14 protein-coding genes are annotated in these 16,288 nt (G+C 66.0%); 10 read left to right on the top strand and 4 right to left on the bottom strand.

Features of this window, described 5'->3' with window-relative positions; all coding sequences use genetic code 11:
* Positions 1-13: 13 nt before the first annotated feature.
* Positions 14-793 (bottom strand): TSUP family transporter, encoded by a 780-nt coding sequence (locus ACTYOL_RS18010; RefSeq protein ID WP_112898686.1) that lies wholly within the window; start codon positions 791-793, stop codon positions 14-16.
* 126 nt (positions 794-919) lie between these two features.
* Positions 920-1,819: a LysR family transcriptional regulator gene (locus tag ACTYOL_RS18005; RefSeq protein ID WP_153774876.1), complete on the bottom strand. Its 900-nt coding sequence runs from the start codon at positions 1,817-1,819 to the stop codon at positions 920-922.
* 106 nt (positions 1,820-1,925) lie between these two features.
* On the opposite strand from ACTYOL_RS18005, the gene ACTYOL_RS18000 reads away from it, so the two are divergent.
* The 10 genes from ACTYOL_RS18000 to ACTYOL_RS17955 all read left to right on the top strand — a co-directional run bounded on the left by ACTYOL_RS18000 (position 1,926) and on the right by ACTYOL_RS17955 (position 11,625).
* Positions 1,926-2,789 carry a VOC family protein gene (locus ACTYOL_RS18000; RefSeq protein ID WP_444756853.1) on the top strand — a complete coding sequence of 288 codons (864 nt, stop codon included), beginning with the start codon at positions 1,926-1,928 and terminating at the stop codon, positions 2,787-2,789.
* Positions 2,786-3,493 (top strand): class II aldolase/adducin family protein, encoded by a 708-nt coding sequence (locus ACTYOL_RS17995; RefSeq protein ID WP_444756852.1) that lies wholly within the window; start codon positions 2,786-2,788, stop codon positions 3,491-3,493. The genes ACTYOL_RS18000 and ACTYOL_RS17995 overlap by 4 nt, the downstream gene beginning before the upstream one ends.
* Positions 3,494-3,513: 20 nt before the next feature.
* Positions 3,514-4,974 (top strand): 2-hydroxymuconic semialdehyde dehydrogenase, encoded by a 1,461-nt coding sequence (locus ACTYOL_RS17990; protein ID WP_416767543.1) that lies wholly within the window; start codon positions 3,514-3,516, stop codon positions 4,972-4,974.
* A gap of 10 nt (positions 4,975-4,984) precedes the next feature.
* Positions 4,985-5,767 carry a 2-oxopent-4-enoate hydratase gene (dmpE, locus tag ACTYOL_RS17985; protein WP_065861828.1) on the top strand — a complete coding sequence of 261 codons (783 nt, stop codon included), beginning with the start codon at positions 4,985-4,987 and terminating at the stop codon, positions 5,765-5,767.
* Between the two features lie 12 nt (positions 5,768-5,779).
* Positions 5,780-6,583, top strand: coding sequence for a 2-oxo-3-hexenedioate decarboxylase (gene dmpH, locus ACTYOL_RS17980; protein ID WP_112898682.1), 804 nt, complete (start codon positions 5,780-5,782; stop codon positions 6,581-6,583).
* A 14-nt stretch (positions 6,584-6,597) separates the two neighbouring features.
* Positions 6,598-6,795 carry a tautomerase family protein gene (locus tag ACTYOL_RS17975; RefSeq protein WP_444756851.1) on the top strand — a complete coding sequence of 66 codons (198 nt, stop codon included), beginning with the start codon at positions 6,598-6,600 and terminating at the stop codon, positions 6,793-6,795.
* A gap of 16 nt (positions 6,796-6,811) precedes the next feature.
* Entirely contained in the window at positions 6,812-7,747 is a 936-nt protein-coding gene (locus ACTYOL_RS17970; RefSeq protein ID WP_200603358.1) for an acetaldehyde dehydrogenase (acetylating), read from the top strand.
* A gap of 4 nt (positions 7,748-7,751) precedes the next feature.
* Positions 7,752-8,765 carry a 4-hydroxy-2-oxovalerate aldolase gene (gene dmpG / locus ACTYOL_RS17965; RefSeq protein WP_197891155.1) on the top strand — a complete coding sequence of 338 codons (1,014 nt, stop codon included), beginning with the start codon at positions 7,752-7,754 and terminating at the stop codon, positions 8,763-8,765.
* 61 nt (positions 8,766-8,826) lie between these two features.
* Positions 8,827-10,182: an MFS transporter gene (locus ACTYOL_RS17960; protein WP_444756850.1), complete on the top strand. Its 1,356-nt coding sequence runs from the start codon at positions 8,827-8,829 to the stop codon at positions 10,180-10,182.
* A 111-nt stretch (positions 10,183-10,293) separates the two neighbouring features.
* Complete coding sequence (locus ACTYOL_RS17955) at positions 10,294-11,625, top strand: OprD family porin (protein WP_153774873.1); 1,332 nt, start codon at positions 10,294-10,296, stop codon at positions 11,623-11,625.
* Positions 11,626-11,675: 50 nt separating this feature from the next.
* Here ACTYOL_RS17955 and ACTYOL_RS17950 read toward each other — a convergent pair whose 3' ends face one another.
* Together ACTYOL_RS17950 and ACTYOL_RS17945 are read right to left on the bottom strand one after the other, a co-directional pair.
* Positions 11,676-13,103 (bottom strand): efflux transporter outer membrane subunit, encoded by a 1,428-nt coding sequence (locus ACTYOL_RS17950; RefSeq protein WP_444756849.1) that lies wholly within the window; start codon positions 13,101-13,103, stop codon positions 11,676-11,678.
* Complete coding sequence (locus tag ACTYOL_RS17945) at positions 13,096-16,275, bottom strand: efflux RND transporter permease subunit (RefSeq protein WP_444756848.1); 3,180 nt, start codon at positions 16,273-16,275, stop codon at positions 13,096-13,098. Before ACTYOL_RS17945 ends, ACTYOL_RS17950 begins: the two co-directional genes overlap by 8 nt.
* Positions 16,276-16,288 lie beyond the last annotated feature (13 nt).

The following is a 16,288-nucleotide window of genomic DNA, read 5'->3' as shown; positions in this document are numbered from 1 at the left end:
AGGGCTGGGCCGCTCAGGCCTGGCCGAACCAGTGCTGCCAGGCCAGGCGCACGGTCAGCGCCAGCACCACGGTGATGAACACCGGGCGAATGAACTTGCTACCGCCGCTGATCGCGGTGCGGGCGCCGAAGAACGCACCGATCATCACCGACACGCCCATGGCCAGGCCGACGATGTAGTCCACTTGCCCGGAAATCACGAACACCGTCAGCGCCGCGATGTTGCTGACGAAGTTCATGCTGCGCGCCACACCACTGGCACGTACCAGGTCGATGGGGTAGAGCAGCAGTGTGCTTACCGTCCAGAACGCACCCGTGCCGGGGCCTGCTACGCCATCGTAGAAACCTAGGCTGAAACCCTGGGGGAACTGCCATTTTTTCCTGATCGGTGCATCGGCATCCAGCGGCGCCTTGGGGGTGCCGCCGAACAGCAGGTACACGCCACAGGCGAAGACGATCACCGGCAGCATCTTGTTCAGCCATTCGGCGGGCATGTAGTGCGCGATCACCGCGCCGATCAGCGCGCCGCTCAGCGTGCCGACGATCGCCAGGCGCCACTGCGCCGGGTGGAACAGCTTGCGCCGGTAGTAGGTGAACCCGGCGGTGGCCGAGCCGAAGGTCGAGCTGAGCTTGTTGGTGCCCAGCACCAGGTGCGGCGGCATGCCGGCGGTGAGCAGGGCGGGGGTGGTGAGCAGGCCGCCGCCACCGGCAATGGCATCGATGAAACCGGCGACGAAGGCCACTGCGGCGAGGATCAGCAGGGTAAGCGGTTCTACGGTGAGTTCGAAGGGCATGGGACGGCTTTCAGGCTACAGGCGAGGGCGCGGCAAAAGGTCGCGCCAGAGGCTGCACATGGTAGCCCTCGGGGCGCGCCCTTGCCAGAGTCGCTAGCGTGGCTGGAGCTTGGGAATCCGTCGTGCCTAGCCCTGCGCAAACAATTCGCTGATCACCCTGCGCAACCACACACTGCGTGGCGCCTGCTGGAAGCGTGCGTGCCAGAACTGCTTGAGGTCGTAGCACGGGATCTCCACCGGCGGCTCGACGATCTGCACGTTCACGGTATCCAGGTACAGATTGGCCACGGTGCGTGGCAGCACCACCACCAGGTCGGATTGCTCGATGATCGAGGGCACGCTCATGTAGTGCGAGGTCTCGAGCACGATGTTGCGCTTGATCCCCGCTTCGTTCAGGTGCGCCTCGAACATTTCCTGGCGGCGGCTGCCGTCGCGCACCTGCAGGTGCTCCATGCGGGCGAAATCTTCGAGCGCCAGGCGCTCGCGGGCCAGTGGGTGGCCGCGGCGCAGCATGCAGGTGAGGTCGTGGGAGAACAGCCGTTGCTGATAGATGTTGGGGGCCGTGAGGTCGGGGAAGTAACCCAGCACGGCATCGACCTTGCCGTCATGCAGGCTGTCGGTGAGCGCATCGGGTGCCAGGCTGAGCGTGCGCAGGCGAATGCGTGGCGCGAGCTGGCGCAGCTTCTGGAACAACGACGGCAGGAACACCACCTCGCCGATCTCGCTCAGGCAGAACACGAACTCGTCTTCGGCGGTGGCAGGGTCGAAGGTCGGGCTGCTGAGGATGTCACGGTCGATGATTTCGATGACTTCGCGGGTGCGCTCGATGATGCCCTGGGCCCGTGGCGTGGCCTCCATGCCGGCACCGGAGCGGATGAACAGCGGATCCTGCAGCGAATGGCGCAGGCGGGCGAGGGCGGCGCTGGCGGCGGGCTGGCTGATGCCCAGCTGTTTCGCCGCAGCGGTGACGTTGCCGGTTTCGTAGACGGCCAGCAGGACGCGAAGCAGATTGAGGTCGGTGCGCATCTCTATAACCAAATCAAATAGTGCGAATAACGAGAATTAGCTTCTGCGATTAAGCGCCGGTTGCGAGGATGAGTCCAGACAAAAATAAAACCAAGGGACTCCACCCATGATCAACCTGCACGATATCCGCTACGTGCGCCTGGGTACCGCCAACCTGGACGATGCACGCCGCTACGCGACGCAGATCCTCGGTCTGCAGGTGGCCCGCGAGGCCAGCGGTGCGGTGTATTTTCGCTCCGACAGCCGCGATCACACCCTGTGCTACTACGAGGGCGACCCGCGCGAAACCACAACCGCCTTCGAGGTCACCAGCAGCGACGAGCTGGAGCACGCCGCCGTGCTGCTCGAACGCAATGCCTTCAGCGTGGTGCACGGCTCGCGCGAAGACGCCGAGGTGCGCCACGTCAACGAGCTGATCCGTTTCAAGGACCCCAGCGGCAACAACATCGAACTGGTGTTGCGCCCCCACGCCAGCGGCAGCCGCTACTTCCCCAGCCGCGACGCTGGCATCACCGGCTTCAGCCATATCGGACTGCGCACCACCGACGCCCGCCGCGACGAGGATTTCTGGACCCGCCTGGCCAACGCACGGGTCAGCGATCGCATCGGCGAGGCGCCGCTGCTGCGTATCGACGAGGTGCACCACAAGATCGCGCTGTTCCCCTCCAGCCACGCCGGGGTGCAGCACATCAACCACCAGGTCGAGAGCATCGACGACGTGATGCGCGCCTACTATTTCCTGCGCGAGCGCAACATCAAGATCCTCTTCGGCCCGGGTCGGCATCCGACCTCGGGTGCGGTGTTCCTGTACTTCGAAGGCCCGGACGGCATGACCTACGAGTATTCCACCGGGGTCAGCCACATCAGTGCCGAAGACGACTCCAGCCACCAGCCACGGCAGTTCCCCGGCGTATCGTCGTCGTACTGCGCCTGGGGTTCGAAACCCGATATCCCGGAGTTCAAGGCATGAGCGGCCAGCCGATTGCCAGCCAGGCGCAGCAACGCCAGGTGCGCATGGCGGCCCGCGCGCTGGGCCGCGCCGGCCTGGCGCATGCCTACGGGCATTGCAGCCTGCGCCTGGACGCCGAGTACTTCCTGGTCTGTGCAGCGCGCCCGATGGGCCTGATCGGCGTGGGCGAGCCGGGCACCGTGGTGCCGGTCCATGGGCCGCTGCCAGACGGCGTGCTGGGCGAGGTGCGTATCCACCAGCAGCTCTACCATCGCCGCGCTGACCTGGGCGCAGTGATCCGCAGCATGCCGGCGCAGGTGATGGCGCTGTCCTGCGCCGGTCTCACGCCACTGCCGCGGCACGGCATGGGCAGTTACTTCCAACCGTCGATCCCGCTGTGGGACGACGTCCAGTTGCTGCGTGACGATGCCCAGGCCAGCGCGCTGGCTGAGCTGTTCGGCCAAGGCAAGGCCCTGGCCATGCGCGGTAACGGTGCCATCGTCGCCGGCGATTCGCTGGTCGAGGCCCTGACCCTGACCTGGTACCTGGAGGACGCCGCGCGCATCGAGCTGCAGCTGCAGGCCGCAGGCCTGGCCGAGCGCGGCCCGTTGCTCGATGCCCAGGCCTGCGCGCAACGCGCCACCCGTGGCGGGCGGATCTATGAGCGGATGTGGGAATACCTCACTGCCGCCGATCCGGAAGCCAGCGACACCGTATTCGAATAAAAAACAGAGGACTACCGATCATGCCTGCGCAAGCGTTTCGTCATTTCATCAATGGCGAGTGGGTCAGCAGTGCCCGCACCTTCGAAAACCGCAACCCTGCCGACAACAGTGTCATCGGCCTCGTCCACGAAGCGGGGCAAGCCGAAGTCGATGCCGCCGTGGCCGCTGCCCGTGCCGCCCTCAAAGGCCCTTGGGGGACGATGACGGTTGCCCAGCGTACTGCGCTGCTGCACAAGGTCGCCGAGGGCATCGAGCGTCGCCACGCCGAGTTCGTCGCGGCCGAAGTGGCCGACACCGGCAAGCCTGCACACCTGGCCGGGCACCTCGACATTCCGCGAGGCGCCGCCAACTTCAAGGTGTTCGCCGACCTGATCCGCAACGTACCGACCGAAAGCTTCGTGATGGACACCCCGGACGGCGGCAAGGCGGTCAACTACGCCGTGCGAGCACCGCGCGGTGTGATCGGCGTGGTCTGCCCGTGGAACCTGCCGCTGCTGCTGATGACCTGGAAGGTCGGCCCGGCCCTGGCCTGCGGCAACACCGTGGTGGTCAAGCCGTCCGAGGAAACCCCGGCCACTGCCACGCTGCTGGGCGAGGTGATGAACGAGGCCGGTGTGCCGCCGGGCGTGTACAACGTGGTGCATGGCTTTGGCGCCGATTCGGCGGGGGCCTTCCTGACCTCGCACCCGGATGTCGATGGCGTGACCTTCACCGGCGAGACCGGGACTGGCGAGGTCATCATGAAGGCTGCGGCCAAGGGCATTCGCCCGGTCTCGCTGGAGCTGGGCGGCAAGAACGCCGGCATCGTCTTTGCCGACGCCGACCTTGAGAAAGCGGTCAAGGGGCTGGGGCGCGCAGTGTTCGAGAACAGTGGGCAGGTGTGCCTGGGGACTGAACGCATCTACGTGCAGCGGCCATTGTTCGAGCGCTTCGTCGAGGCCTTCAAGGCGCACGCCGCGAGCATCGTGGTGGGCGATCCGAACGCCCATGGCACCACCATGGGGCCACTGATTTCCCTCGGCCATCGCGAGAAGGTGCTGTCCTACGCCCGCCAGGCTGTCGACGATGGCGCCACCGTGGTGTGCGGCGGCGGCATTCCCCAGGTGCCGGCGCACCTGGCCGAAGGCGCCTGGTTCGAACCGACCATCTGGACCGGCCTGCCGGAAACCTCGGCGGTGATCCGCGAAGAGATCTTCGGCCCCTGCTGCCACATCGCGCCGTTCGACACCGAAGAAGAGGCCGTGGCCCTGGCCAACGATACCCCTTACGGGCTGGCCGCCAGTGTCTGGACCCGCGACCTGCAGGTCGCCCACCGCTTGGGCAGCGCGCTGGATGTCGGCATCTGCTGGATCAACGCGTGGTTCCTGCGCGATCTGCGTACCGCCTTCGGCGGCGCCAAGCAGTCGGGCATCGGCCGTGAGGGAGGCGTGCACTCGCTGGAGTTCTACACCGAATTGCGAAACGTCTGCGTCCGCCTGTGAGGAGCACATCATGAACCTGAACGACATCCAGCGCGCTGGCCAGCAACTGCACCAGGCCCTGGCGTGTGGCCAGGCCCTGGCGCCGCTGACCGAAACTCACCCCGATATCACCCTGGAGCAGGCCTACCAGGTGCAGCTGGCGATGATCCAGCCGCGCCTGGACGCGGGCGAGCGGGTGCTGGGCAAGAAGATCGGCGTCACCAGCCAGGTGGTGATGAACATGCTCGGCGTCGACCAGCCTGACTTCGGCCACCTGCTCAGCGACATGCTCCACGCCGATGGCGCGGCCATCGCTATCGACGGCCTCATCGCGCCCAAAGCCGAAGGTGAGATTGCCTTCGTGCTCAAGGAGTCTCTGCAGGGTCCGGGCGTCACTGTCGCCGATGTGCTGCGCGCCACCGCCTATGTGATGCCGTGCTTCGAGATCGTCGACTCGCGCATTCGCGACTGGAAGATCCGCATCCAGGACACCGTCGCCGACAACGCCTCGGCCGCTGCCTTCGTGCTGGGGGACCGCGGTGTCGATCCGCGTGACGTGGACCTGGCCTGTGTCGGCATGACCCTGGAAAAGAACGGCGAGATCGTCGCCACCGGCGCCGGTGCCGCCGCGCTTGGCCATCCGGCCAACGCCGTGGCCTGGTTGGCCAACACCCTCGGCCGCCTCGGCATCGCGCTGAACAAGGGCGAGGTGATTCTCTCCGGTTCGCTGGCGGCCATGGTGCCGGTGCAGGCCGGCGACCAACTGCGTATCAGCCTCGGCGGCATCGGCTCGGCCGCTGTTCGCTTCGTTTGAAGGAAAACCCCTATGAACCTGTCCCAAGCCACCATCGCCCAACTGGCCGAACACCTGGAAAACGCCGAACTCAAGCGTGAGGCGGTGGCCAAGATCACCGACGCCCACCCCGACATGGACTGGGACGACGCCTATGCCATCCAGGACGCCATCCGCGCCCGCAAGCAGGCCCGTGGCGTGCGTATCGCCGGCCTGAAGATGGGCCTGACCTCGTTCGCCAAGATGAAGCAGATGGGCGTCACCGATCCGATCCACGGCTTTCTCACCGACTACGGCTCGAGCCTCGACGGCGCGGCTATCGATGTCGACAGCCTGATCCACCCCAAGGTCGAGGCCGAGATCGCCTTCGTCCTCAAGCACCCGCTCAAGGGGCCGGGTGTACATGTTGGCGACGTGCTGGCGGCCACCGACTTCATTGTGCCGGCGGTCGAAGTGATCGATTCGCGCTACGAGAACTTCCGTTTCGACCTCAAGAGCGTGATTGCCGACAACACCTCGTCGGCACGTTTCGTCACGGGCGGGCGCATGTCCGGGGTCGAGGGCATCGACCTCAAGTGCCTGGGCGTGGTGCTGGAAAAGAACGGCGAGGTGGTCGCCACCGGAGCCGGTGCCGCGGTGCTCGGGCACCCGGCGCAGAGCGTGGCGATGCTCGCCAACATGCTCGGCGCCAAGGGCCGCGAGCTGCCGGCGGGCACCTTCATCATGACCGGCGGCATCACCGAGGCCATTGCAGTGCAGGCGGGCGACAACGTCACCGTACGCTACCAACACCTGGGCAGCGTGTCGATGCGCTTCACCTCGTCCGGCCAACGCTGACAGGAGTACCTGACATGCCTATTGCCATCATCCATATCGCTGAAGGCCGCACGCCCGAGAAGAAGCACGCGCTGCTGGACAAGGTCACCCTGGCCATCGCCGACAGCCTCGAAGTACCGGTCGAGAGCGTGCGCGTCCTGTTGCAGGAAATCCCCGAGACCCAGTGGGCCGCCGGTGGCCAGACCCTCGCCGAACGCCGCGCCAAAGCCTGAACACAGGACCACGACAATGAACGACAAGATCAGCGTTGCCATCATCGGTTCGGGCAATATCGGCACCGACCTGATGATCAAGATCCTGCGCAACGGCCAGCACCTGAAGATGGGCGCCATGGTCGGCATCGACCCGGCCTCCGATGGCCTGGCGCGGGCCAAGCGCCTGGGCGTGGCGACCACCGCCAAGGGTGTCGAGGGCCTGCTGGCGCTGCCGGGCTTCAAGGATATCCGTATCGTCTTCGACGCCACCAGCGCCGGTGCCCACGGTCGCCACAACGCGCTGTTGCAGGAGCACGGGGTCAAGGTCATCGACCTGACGCCCGCCGCCATTGGCCCGTTCACCATTCCGGCGATCAACCTGGATGCCGAACTGGCCGCGCCGAACATCAACATGGTCACCTGCGGCGGCCAGGCCACCATACCGATCGTCGCTGCGGTGTCGCGCGTGGCCAAGGTGCATTACGGTGAAATCGTCGCCTCGATCAGCAGCAAGTCGGCAGGCCCCGGCACCCGGGCCAATATCGACGAATTCACCGAGACCACTTCCCATGCCATCGAGAAACTCGGCGGGGCACAGAAGGGCAAGGCGATCATCGTCCTCAATCCCGCCGAGCCGCCGCTGATGATGCGCGACACCGTGTTCGTGCTGTCGGAGCCGGCAGACCAGGCGGCGGTCGAGCGCTCGATCCTGGCCATGGTCGAGGCCGTGCAGGCCTACGTGCCCGGCTATCGTCTCAAACAGCAGGTGCAGTTCGAGGTGATCCCGGCAGACGAGCCGGTGAATGTTCCGGGGCTGGGGCTGCGCAGCGGCCTGAAGACTTCGGTGTTTCTCGAGGTCGAGGGCGCCGCGCACTACCTGCCGGCCTACGCCGGCAACCTGGACATCATGACCTCGGCGGCCGTGGCCTGCGCCGAGCGCATCGCCGCTACCCAGTTCGTGGAGGGCTGAACACATGAACGCCGGCAAGAAACTCTATATTTCCGATGTCACCCTGCGCGACGGCAGCCATGCCATCCGCCATCAGTACACCTTGCAGCAGGCCCGCGACATCGCCCGCGCGCTGGACCAGGCCAAGGTCGATTCGATCGAGGTCGCCCACGGTGACGGCCTGCAGGGCTCGAGCTTCAACTATGGCTTTGGCCGGCACTCGGACCTCGAGTACATCGAAGCGGTGGCCGAGGTCATCAGCCACGCGAAGATCACCACGCTGCTGCTGCCCGGCATCGGCACCGTGCATGACCTCAAGGATGCCTACAACGCTGGAGCCCGGGTGGTGCGCATCGCCACCCACTGCACCGAAGCCGATGTCTCGCGCCAGCACATCGAGTACGCCCGCGAGCTGGGCATGGACACCGTGGGTTTTCTGATGATGAGCCATATGCTGGCGCCCGAGCCGTTGGCGCAGCAGGCGAGGCTGATGGAAAGTTACGGCGCCACCTGCGTGTACATGGCCGACTCGGGCGGCGCGATGAACATGCAGGATGTACGCGAGCGCTTCCAGGCGTTCAAGGCGGTGCTCGACCCATCCACCGAGACCGGCATGCACGCCCACCACAACCTCAGCCTGGGCGTGGCCAACTCGATCACCGCGGTGGAGGCGGGCTGCGATCGTATCGACGCCAGCCTTGCCGGCATGGGGGCTGGTGCCGGCAACGCGCCGCTCGAGGTGTTCATCGCGGCCGCCGAACGCCTGGGCTGGAATCACGGCACCGACCTGTATCGGCTGATGGATGCGGCCGACGATATCGTTCGGCCCTTGCAGGATCGCCCGGTGCGGGTCGACCGCGAAACCCTGGCCCTCGGCTACGCCGGGGTGTATTCCAGCTTCCTGCGCCACGCTGAGGTCGCTGCTCGCCGCTACGGCCTGAACACCGTGGACATCCTCGTCGAGCTCGGCCGTCGCAAGATGGTGGGCGGTCAGGAAGACATGATCGTCGACGTTGCCCTGGACCTGCTGCGACCCTGAAACCACAACGCCTTGCCAATGCTTTGCCCCAACCACAAGCCTAATAAAAAGGGGAAATACCATGAGCCAGCACACTGCCCGAATCGGCGAGATCATCGATAACGCACGAATCTCGCCTTACCAGATCATCGTTCTTACCCTGTGTTTCCTGATCGTTCTGGTCGACGGCTTCGACACCGCCGCGATCGGCTACATCGCCCCGGCCCTGCGTGAGGAATGGGGCCTGCTACCGGCACAATTGTCGCCGGCCTTCGGTGCCGGTCTGTTCGGCCTGTTGGTCGGCAGCCTGGTGTTCGGGCCCATCGCCGATGCCATCGGGCGCAAGCGCGTACTGCTGGTGTCGGTGCTGGTGTTCGGCGTCGGCACCCTGGCCTCGGCCTATGCCCACTCGATCGAGTCGCTGACCGCACTGCGTTTCGTCACCGGTATCGGCCTGGGCGGGGCGATGCCCACCTGCATCACCCTGAGCTCGGAGTACTCACCGGCGCGGCGGCGGATGATCATGGTCACCCTGAGCTGGAGCGGCTTCACCGCGGGCCTTGCGCTGGGCGGCATGCTTGCGGCGCAGATCATCCCGCTGTTCGGCTGGCGTGGCGTGCTGATGATCGGCGGTATCGTGCCGCTGGCCATGCTGCCGTTGCTGGCCTGGCTGATGCCTGAATCGGTGCGCTTCATGGCTTCGAGCCCCAAGCATGGCGATGCCCTGCGCAAGGTGGTCGAGCGCATCACCGGCAATAGCTATGCCGGGGTGACCATCCTCGACGACGAGCGCCCGGCGCAGGTCCGTTCGCCGATCTCGCACCTGTTCATCGAGGGCCGCGCGGTGCGCACGTTGCTGTTGTGGCTGGCGTTCTTCTGCTCGCTGTTCGTCTTCTACCTCCTGACCAGCTGGCTGCCGAGCCTGCTCAAGGACGCCGGTTACGACATCGCCCATGCCGCGCGTGTCGGTGCGATGGTGCCGCTGGGCGGCACGGTCGGCGCGATCCTGCTGGCGCTGCTGATGGACCGTGTCGGACCGTACCGTGTGCTGGCCTGCTCCTACCTGGGGGCGGCGGTGGTGATCGCGGTCACCGGCTACCTGATGGGCGATATCTATGGCCTGGCGGCGGCGGTGTTCCTGATCGGTTTCGGCGTGGCCGGTGCGCAAAACGGCCTGAACCTGGTGTCGGCGACCCTCTACCCGACCACGGCCCGCGTCACAGGGGTCAGCTGGGCCATGGCCTGCGGGCGTTCCGGCTCCATCGTCGGCTCGACCCTGGGGGCCTGGCTGATCGCCGCGGCCGGTACGCCGGTGGTGTTCTTCCACTGGCTGGCCATCCCAGTGGTGGCAGGTGCGGCGGCGATCTTCGTGCTGTACCGGCTGAGCATCCGGCCATCTGCGGCCTGGCCGGCTGAAGCACCTCTCGCGCACTCCTGATCCCTGAACGAACACCAGCGCCCGCTTCGTGACAGAAGCGGCGTCGGGCGCGGCTTGCCTGCGCCCGGCGTTCGCGCTGCACATAACAACAAGAAACGAGGAGCACACAGCATGTCTTGCAAACGGTCTTCTTTCGCTCCCGGGCTGATCGCCCTGGCGCTGGCCCCCCTGACCACCCAGGCTGCCGGCCTGATCGAGGATTCACACGCGCGTCTGGAAATGCGCAACATCTACTTCAACCAGGACAACCGCAGCGGTAGCGCCAACCCGTCCAAGCAGGAGGAGTGGGGCCAGGGCTTTCTGTTCGACTTCACTTCCGGCTACACCGAGGGCGCCGTCGGTGTCGGTGTCGATGCCCTGGGCATGCTTGGCATTCGTCTGGATTCGGGCAAGGGCACCCACTACAACCCGCAGAGCACCAACCGCGGTGGCCTGGTGTTTCCCACCGACAGCGATGGCCGTGCGGTGGATGAGTTCAGCACCCTGGGCATGACTGGCAAGCTGCGCGTTGCCAAGACCGAGGCGCGGCTCGGCACTTTGCGTCCGAAAATGCCGGTGCTGACCCTCAACGACGGTCGCCTGCTGCCGGAAACCTTCGAAGGCCTGCAGGTCACCTCGCGCGACCTGGACAACTTCACGTTTACCGGCGGGCAGATCCAGCGGGTCAAGAGCCGCAACTCGTCGAACAACGAAGGCATGGCGATTGCCGGGGCGGGCGGGCCGTTCGGCAAACGCAGCAATGCGTTCAACTTCTTCGGCGTCGACTATGCCGTAAGCCGCGACCTGACCTTGCAGTACTACTACGGTGAGCTGGAGGACTTCTATCGCCAGCACTTCGTCGGCCTGGTGCACCAGTTGGCCTTGCCGGTGGGCAGCCTCAAGACCGACCTGCGCTATTTCGACAGCGGCCCTTCGGGGCGTAACGGCAGCGTGGCTGGGCGTGCCGAGGGCTACCGCAGTGCTGGTTTCGGCAACAACGGCAAGGTCGATAACCAGGCGTTTGCCGGGCTGTTCACCTACAGCCTCGGCGGCCACGGTTTCAGCCTGGGCTACCAGCAGCTTGAAGGCGACAGCGACTTTCCCTTCGTCAACCAGGGCGATGGCTCGGCCACCTACCTGATCACCGACCGCCAGACCGGTGCACGTTTCCAGAAAGCCGGCGAGCGGACCTGGGTGGCGCAGCACACCTACAACTTCGCCGCTGTCGGCATTCCGGGCCTGACCACGCTGCTGGCCTACCAGCGCGGCGACAACATCAAGTCGGCGCAGGGTGACCAGCATGAGTGGGAGCGCGATTTCTGGGTGACCTACGCAGTGCAGGGCGAGATGTTCAAGGGGCTGTCGTTCTCCTGGCGCAACGCCAGCTTGCGCAGCACCTACGCCAACCAGCGTGACCTGGACGAGAACCGTCTCTACATCACCTACAGCCTGCCGTTGTTCTAAGGCACAGCCCGCGCCACTTTCGTGGGCGCGGGCTTGCTCGTGAACGGGCGCTACTCCTGCTGCACCGGGTGCTGTGGCCACCCGCCGGCAAGTGCGACGAACAGGTCCACGGCGCGGGTGGTGCTGCCCGCCTGGCTGTCGGCTTGCTGGAGCTGCGCTTCGTAGAGCGAGCGCTGTACGTCCAGCAGCTCGAACAGCTCGATGGCACCAGCTTCGTAGCGGGCACTGGAGAGGTTGGCCGCGTTCTGCCAACCATCGGCCGCGCTGGTCAGGCGCAGCGTCTGCTCCTTGCTCCTGGCCAGGCGCACCAGGGCATTCTCGACATCCTCCAGCGCGACCAGCACGGTCTGCTGATACCCCGCCAGGCGACCGGCCGCTTCGGCGTCGGCCGCTGCGATGCGGCTGTTCACCCGCCCCACATCGAGGAACGACCAATCGATGCCCAGCAGAGCCAGGTTCGATTCGCTGGCGCCGCCATACAGACCTGTGCCCGTGAAGGCATAGGTACCAAGCGCGGCGCCAAGGCTCAGGCGCGGGAACAGGTCGGCAGTGGCGACACCCACCCGGGCGGTGGCGGCGTGCAATTGCTGTTCGGCTGCGGCGACATCCGGTCGGCGCCGGACAATCTGCGCCGGGGTGCCCGGCTCGATGGCCGCCGGTATCCGTGGCATGTCGACCACATGCTGCAGCTGCGCATCGAGCGCTGCTGGCGCGAGCCCGGCGAGCACTGCAAGGCGGTGCTTGTCGACGGCGATGCGCGCCTGCAACTGCGGCATGCGCGACAAGGTGGTGTCGAGCTGGGCCTGGGCCCTGGACAGGTCGTAGCTGGAGCCACGCCCGCCCTGCAGGCGCCCCTGCACGACGGCCAGGGTCTGACGCTGGCTTTCGGCGTTGGCGTTGGTCAGCGTGAGCATCCGCTGCGCTGCACGCAGGTCGATGTAGGTCGTCGCCACCTGGCTGACCACCGCAACCTGCATGGCCTGCAGATCGCTTGCCCGGGCGGCGGTCTCGGCCTGCTGCGATTCGACTGCACGGCGCACGCGCCCGAAGAAGTCCAGCTCCCAGCCCAGCACGGCTTTGTTGGCGTACAGGTCGTGGCTGCGGCTGGCGCCGTTGGCCTCGTCGCTGGCCAGGCGCTGGTGACCGGCCTGGGCCGACAGGGTGACGGTCGGGGCCTGGTCGAAGCGGGCCAGGCGCAGCAGGGCATTGGCAGCGTCGTAGTTGGCCAGTGCTGTGCGCAGGTCGTAGTTGCTTGCCAGTGTCGTATTCACCAGGGCTGTGAGCTGCGGATCGTCGAAGCGCGTCCAGAACGCGTCGTCGGCAGCGCTGGCCTGTGGCTGCACGGCAGGCGTGGCCGTTGCCTGGGAGAAGCTGTCGGGTACCTGCGGGGTCGGGGGGCGATGGTAGTCCGGGCCTACGGCGCAGCCCTGCAGGAGGGCCAGCACCGCTGCCAGCGACCAGTTTGCCGGCTTACTCATGGATCAGGCCCTCGGTGCTGTTCGGCGCCATGTGCGACGGATGGTTGGGGATGGTGGCGCCGAGCTTGCGCAGCACCACGTAGAACACCGGTGTCAGGAACAGACCAAAGAACGTCACCCCGAGCATGCCGCAGAACACGGTGACCCCCGTGGCATGGCGCACTTCGCTGCCCGCGCCGGTGCCGACCAGCAGCGGCACGGCGCCGGCGATGAACGCTACCGAGGTCATGATGATCGGGCGCAGGCGCAGCCGACATGCCTGCAACGCCGCCTCGACGGTGCCCTGGCCCTGCATCTCCAGCTCGCGGGCGAATTCCACGATCAGGATCGCGTTCTTGCAGGCCAGCCCCATCAGCACCACCAGGCCCACTTGCACGAACACGTTGTTGTCTCCGCCGGCCAGCCACACGCCGGTCAGCGCGGCGAACATGCAGATCGGCACGATCAGGATCACCGCCAGGGGCAAGGTCCAGCTCTCGTACAGGGCCGCCAGTACCAGGAACGCCAGCATCACGGCGACGGGGAAGACGATCGCTGCGGTGTTGCTCTGGGTCACCTGCTGGTAGCTGAGGTCGGTCCATTCCAGCTCGATACCGCGCGGCAGGGTGCGGGCGGCGATCTCCTGGAGCTTCTCGATGACCTCGCCCGAGGACAGCACCCGCGGGTCGGCATCACCGATCAGGTCGGCGGCCGGGTAACCGTTGTAGCGCATCACCGGGTCCGGGCCGAAGGTCGGCACGATATCGACCACCGCGCTGATCGGCACCATCTCGCCCTGCAGGTTGCGTACACGCAGGCTGCCAATGTCTGCGGCGTTCTGGCGGAACGGGGTGTCGGCCTGGGCCACGACGCGGTACACGCGGCCGAGCATGTTGAAGTCGTTGACGTAGACCGAGCCCAGGTAGGTCTGCAAGGTGTCGAAGATTGCGGTCAGTTCCACGCCCTGGGCCTGGGCCTTGGTGCGGTCGATCTTCACTTGCAGCTGCGGAATGTCCGACTGGTAGGAGCTGACCGGGAAGGTCATGCCCGGGGTGTTGGCCACCTCGGCCTGGAACCGCTCGAGCGCCTTCTGCAGGGCGGCGTAGCCCAGCCCGCCGCGGTCGGTCAGGAACAGCGAGTAGCCGGAGCCGTTGCCCAGGCCCTGGATCGGCGGCGGCAGCAGCGCGTAGGCCGAGCCATCCTTGATCGCGGCGAACTTGCGGTTGAGCTCGGCGTTGATGTCTGCGGCGCTGCGTGTGCGTTCGGAGAATGGCTTGAGCAGCACGTAGGAGGTCACCAGGTTGGGCGTGGTGGTGTTCTGCAGGGCGTTGGAGCCGACATAGGAGTTGGCGTAGGCCACCCCTTCGATGCTCGAGGCGATGGCCGACATCTGTCGGGCGACCGCATCGGAGCGGGCCAGCGAGGCGCCGGGCGGCAGGGTGGCACCGGCGAACAGGTACAGCTTGTCCTGATTGGGGATGAAACCGTTGGGGATGACAGTGAACAGCACACCCGTGGCTCCCAGCAGTACGGCGTAGACCACGAACACCAGGCCTCGTCGCGGCAGGATGCGGGCGATGCTGCCTTCATAACGCTGCGAGCTGCGGTTGAAGAAACGGTTGAACGGACGCAGCAGCCAGCCCAGGGCGGCGTTCATCAGGCGCGTCAGGCGGTCGGGTGGCGTGTCATGGTGGCGCAGCAGCTTGGCTGCCAGGGCCGGCGACAGGGTCAGCGAGTTGATGGTCGAGATCACCGTGGAGATGGCGATGGTGACGGCGAACTGCTTGTAGAACTGCCCGGTGACGCCGCTCATGAAGGCCATCGGTACGAACACTGCGCACAATACCAGGCCGATTGCCAGGATCGGCCCCGACACCTCGCGCATGGCCTGGTGTGCAGCCTGCAGCGGCGTCAGCCCCAGCTCGATGTTGCGCTCGACGTTTTCCACCACGACGATGGCGTCGTCCACCACGATGCCTATCGCCAGCACCAGCCCGAACAGGGTCAGGGTGTTGACCGAGTATCCGAGCAGGTAGAGGAAGGCGAAGGTGCCGACGATCGACACTGGCACGGCAATCAGCGGAATGATCGAGGCGCGCCAGGTCTGCAGGAACAGCACCACCACCAGCACGATCAGGACCATGGCCTCGAACAGCGTGTGCTGTACGGCGCTGATCGATTCACGGACGAACACCGTCGGGTCCCAGACGCTGGTGTAGCTCACGCCTTCGGGGAAGTCCTTGGACAGGCTGTCGAGCTTGGCGTAGACCGCGTTGGCCACCTCGATGGCGTTGGCGCCGGGGGTTAGGAAGATGCCCACGGCCACTTCCTGGTTCTTGCCGCGGAACACGCGCAGGGTGTAGTCGCCGGAGTCCAGCTGCACCCGCGCCACATCCGACAGCCGCGTTACCTGACCGTCGCGCCCGTTCTTGAGCACGATGTCGGCGAATTCCTGTTCGGTCTTCAGGCGGCCCTGGACGTTGATCGAGATGAGGAAGTCGTTGTCCTGCGGCGAAGGCTCTGCCCCCAGCTGCCCGGCCGAGACCTGCACGTTCTGTTGGCGGATGGCGGCAATGGCGTCCTGGGCGGTGAGGTCGCGTGCGGCGAGCTTGTGCGGGTCGAGCCAGATGCGCATGGCGTAGTCGCCCGCACCGTAGAGGATGACGTCGCCGATGCCGGGAATGCGCGACAACTCGTCCTTCACATGCAGGCGCAGGTAGTTGCGCAGGTACAGGGCGTCGAACTGGTCGTTGGTCGAGTACATGTCGACGAACATCAACGGCGTCGGCGATTGCTTCTGGGTGGTGACGCCGTACTGGCGCACCGACTCGGGCAGGCGCGACAGGGCCTGACTCACCCGGTTCTGCACCCGCACCGCGGCGGTGTCCGGATCGACCTTGGCGTTGAAGGTGACCACCACCTGCAGCGTGCCGTTGGAGCTGGCGACGGACTTGAGGTAGATCATGTCTTCCACGCCGTTGATCGCTTCTTCCAGCGGCACGGCGACGGACTCGGCGATTTCCTTGGGGTTGGCACCGGGGTAGGTGGCTTTCACCACGACGGTGGCGGGCACCACTTCGGGGTATTCACCCACTGGCAGCAGCGGGATGGCCACCAGGCCCGCGGCGAAAATGATGATCGACAGGACGATCGCGAAGATCGGCCTGTCGATGAAGAACTTGGAAAAGTCCATGGCTGGAACCCCT

The organism is Pseudomonas sp. A014 (assembly GCF_052378495.1).
Taxonomy (GTDB): domain Bacteria; phylum Pseudomonadota; class Gammaproteobacteria; order Pseudomonadales; family Pseudomonadaceae; genus Aquipseudomonas; species Aquipseudomonas machongensis.
This window is presented reverse-complemented; position numbering and strand designations above follow the sequence as displayed.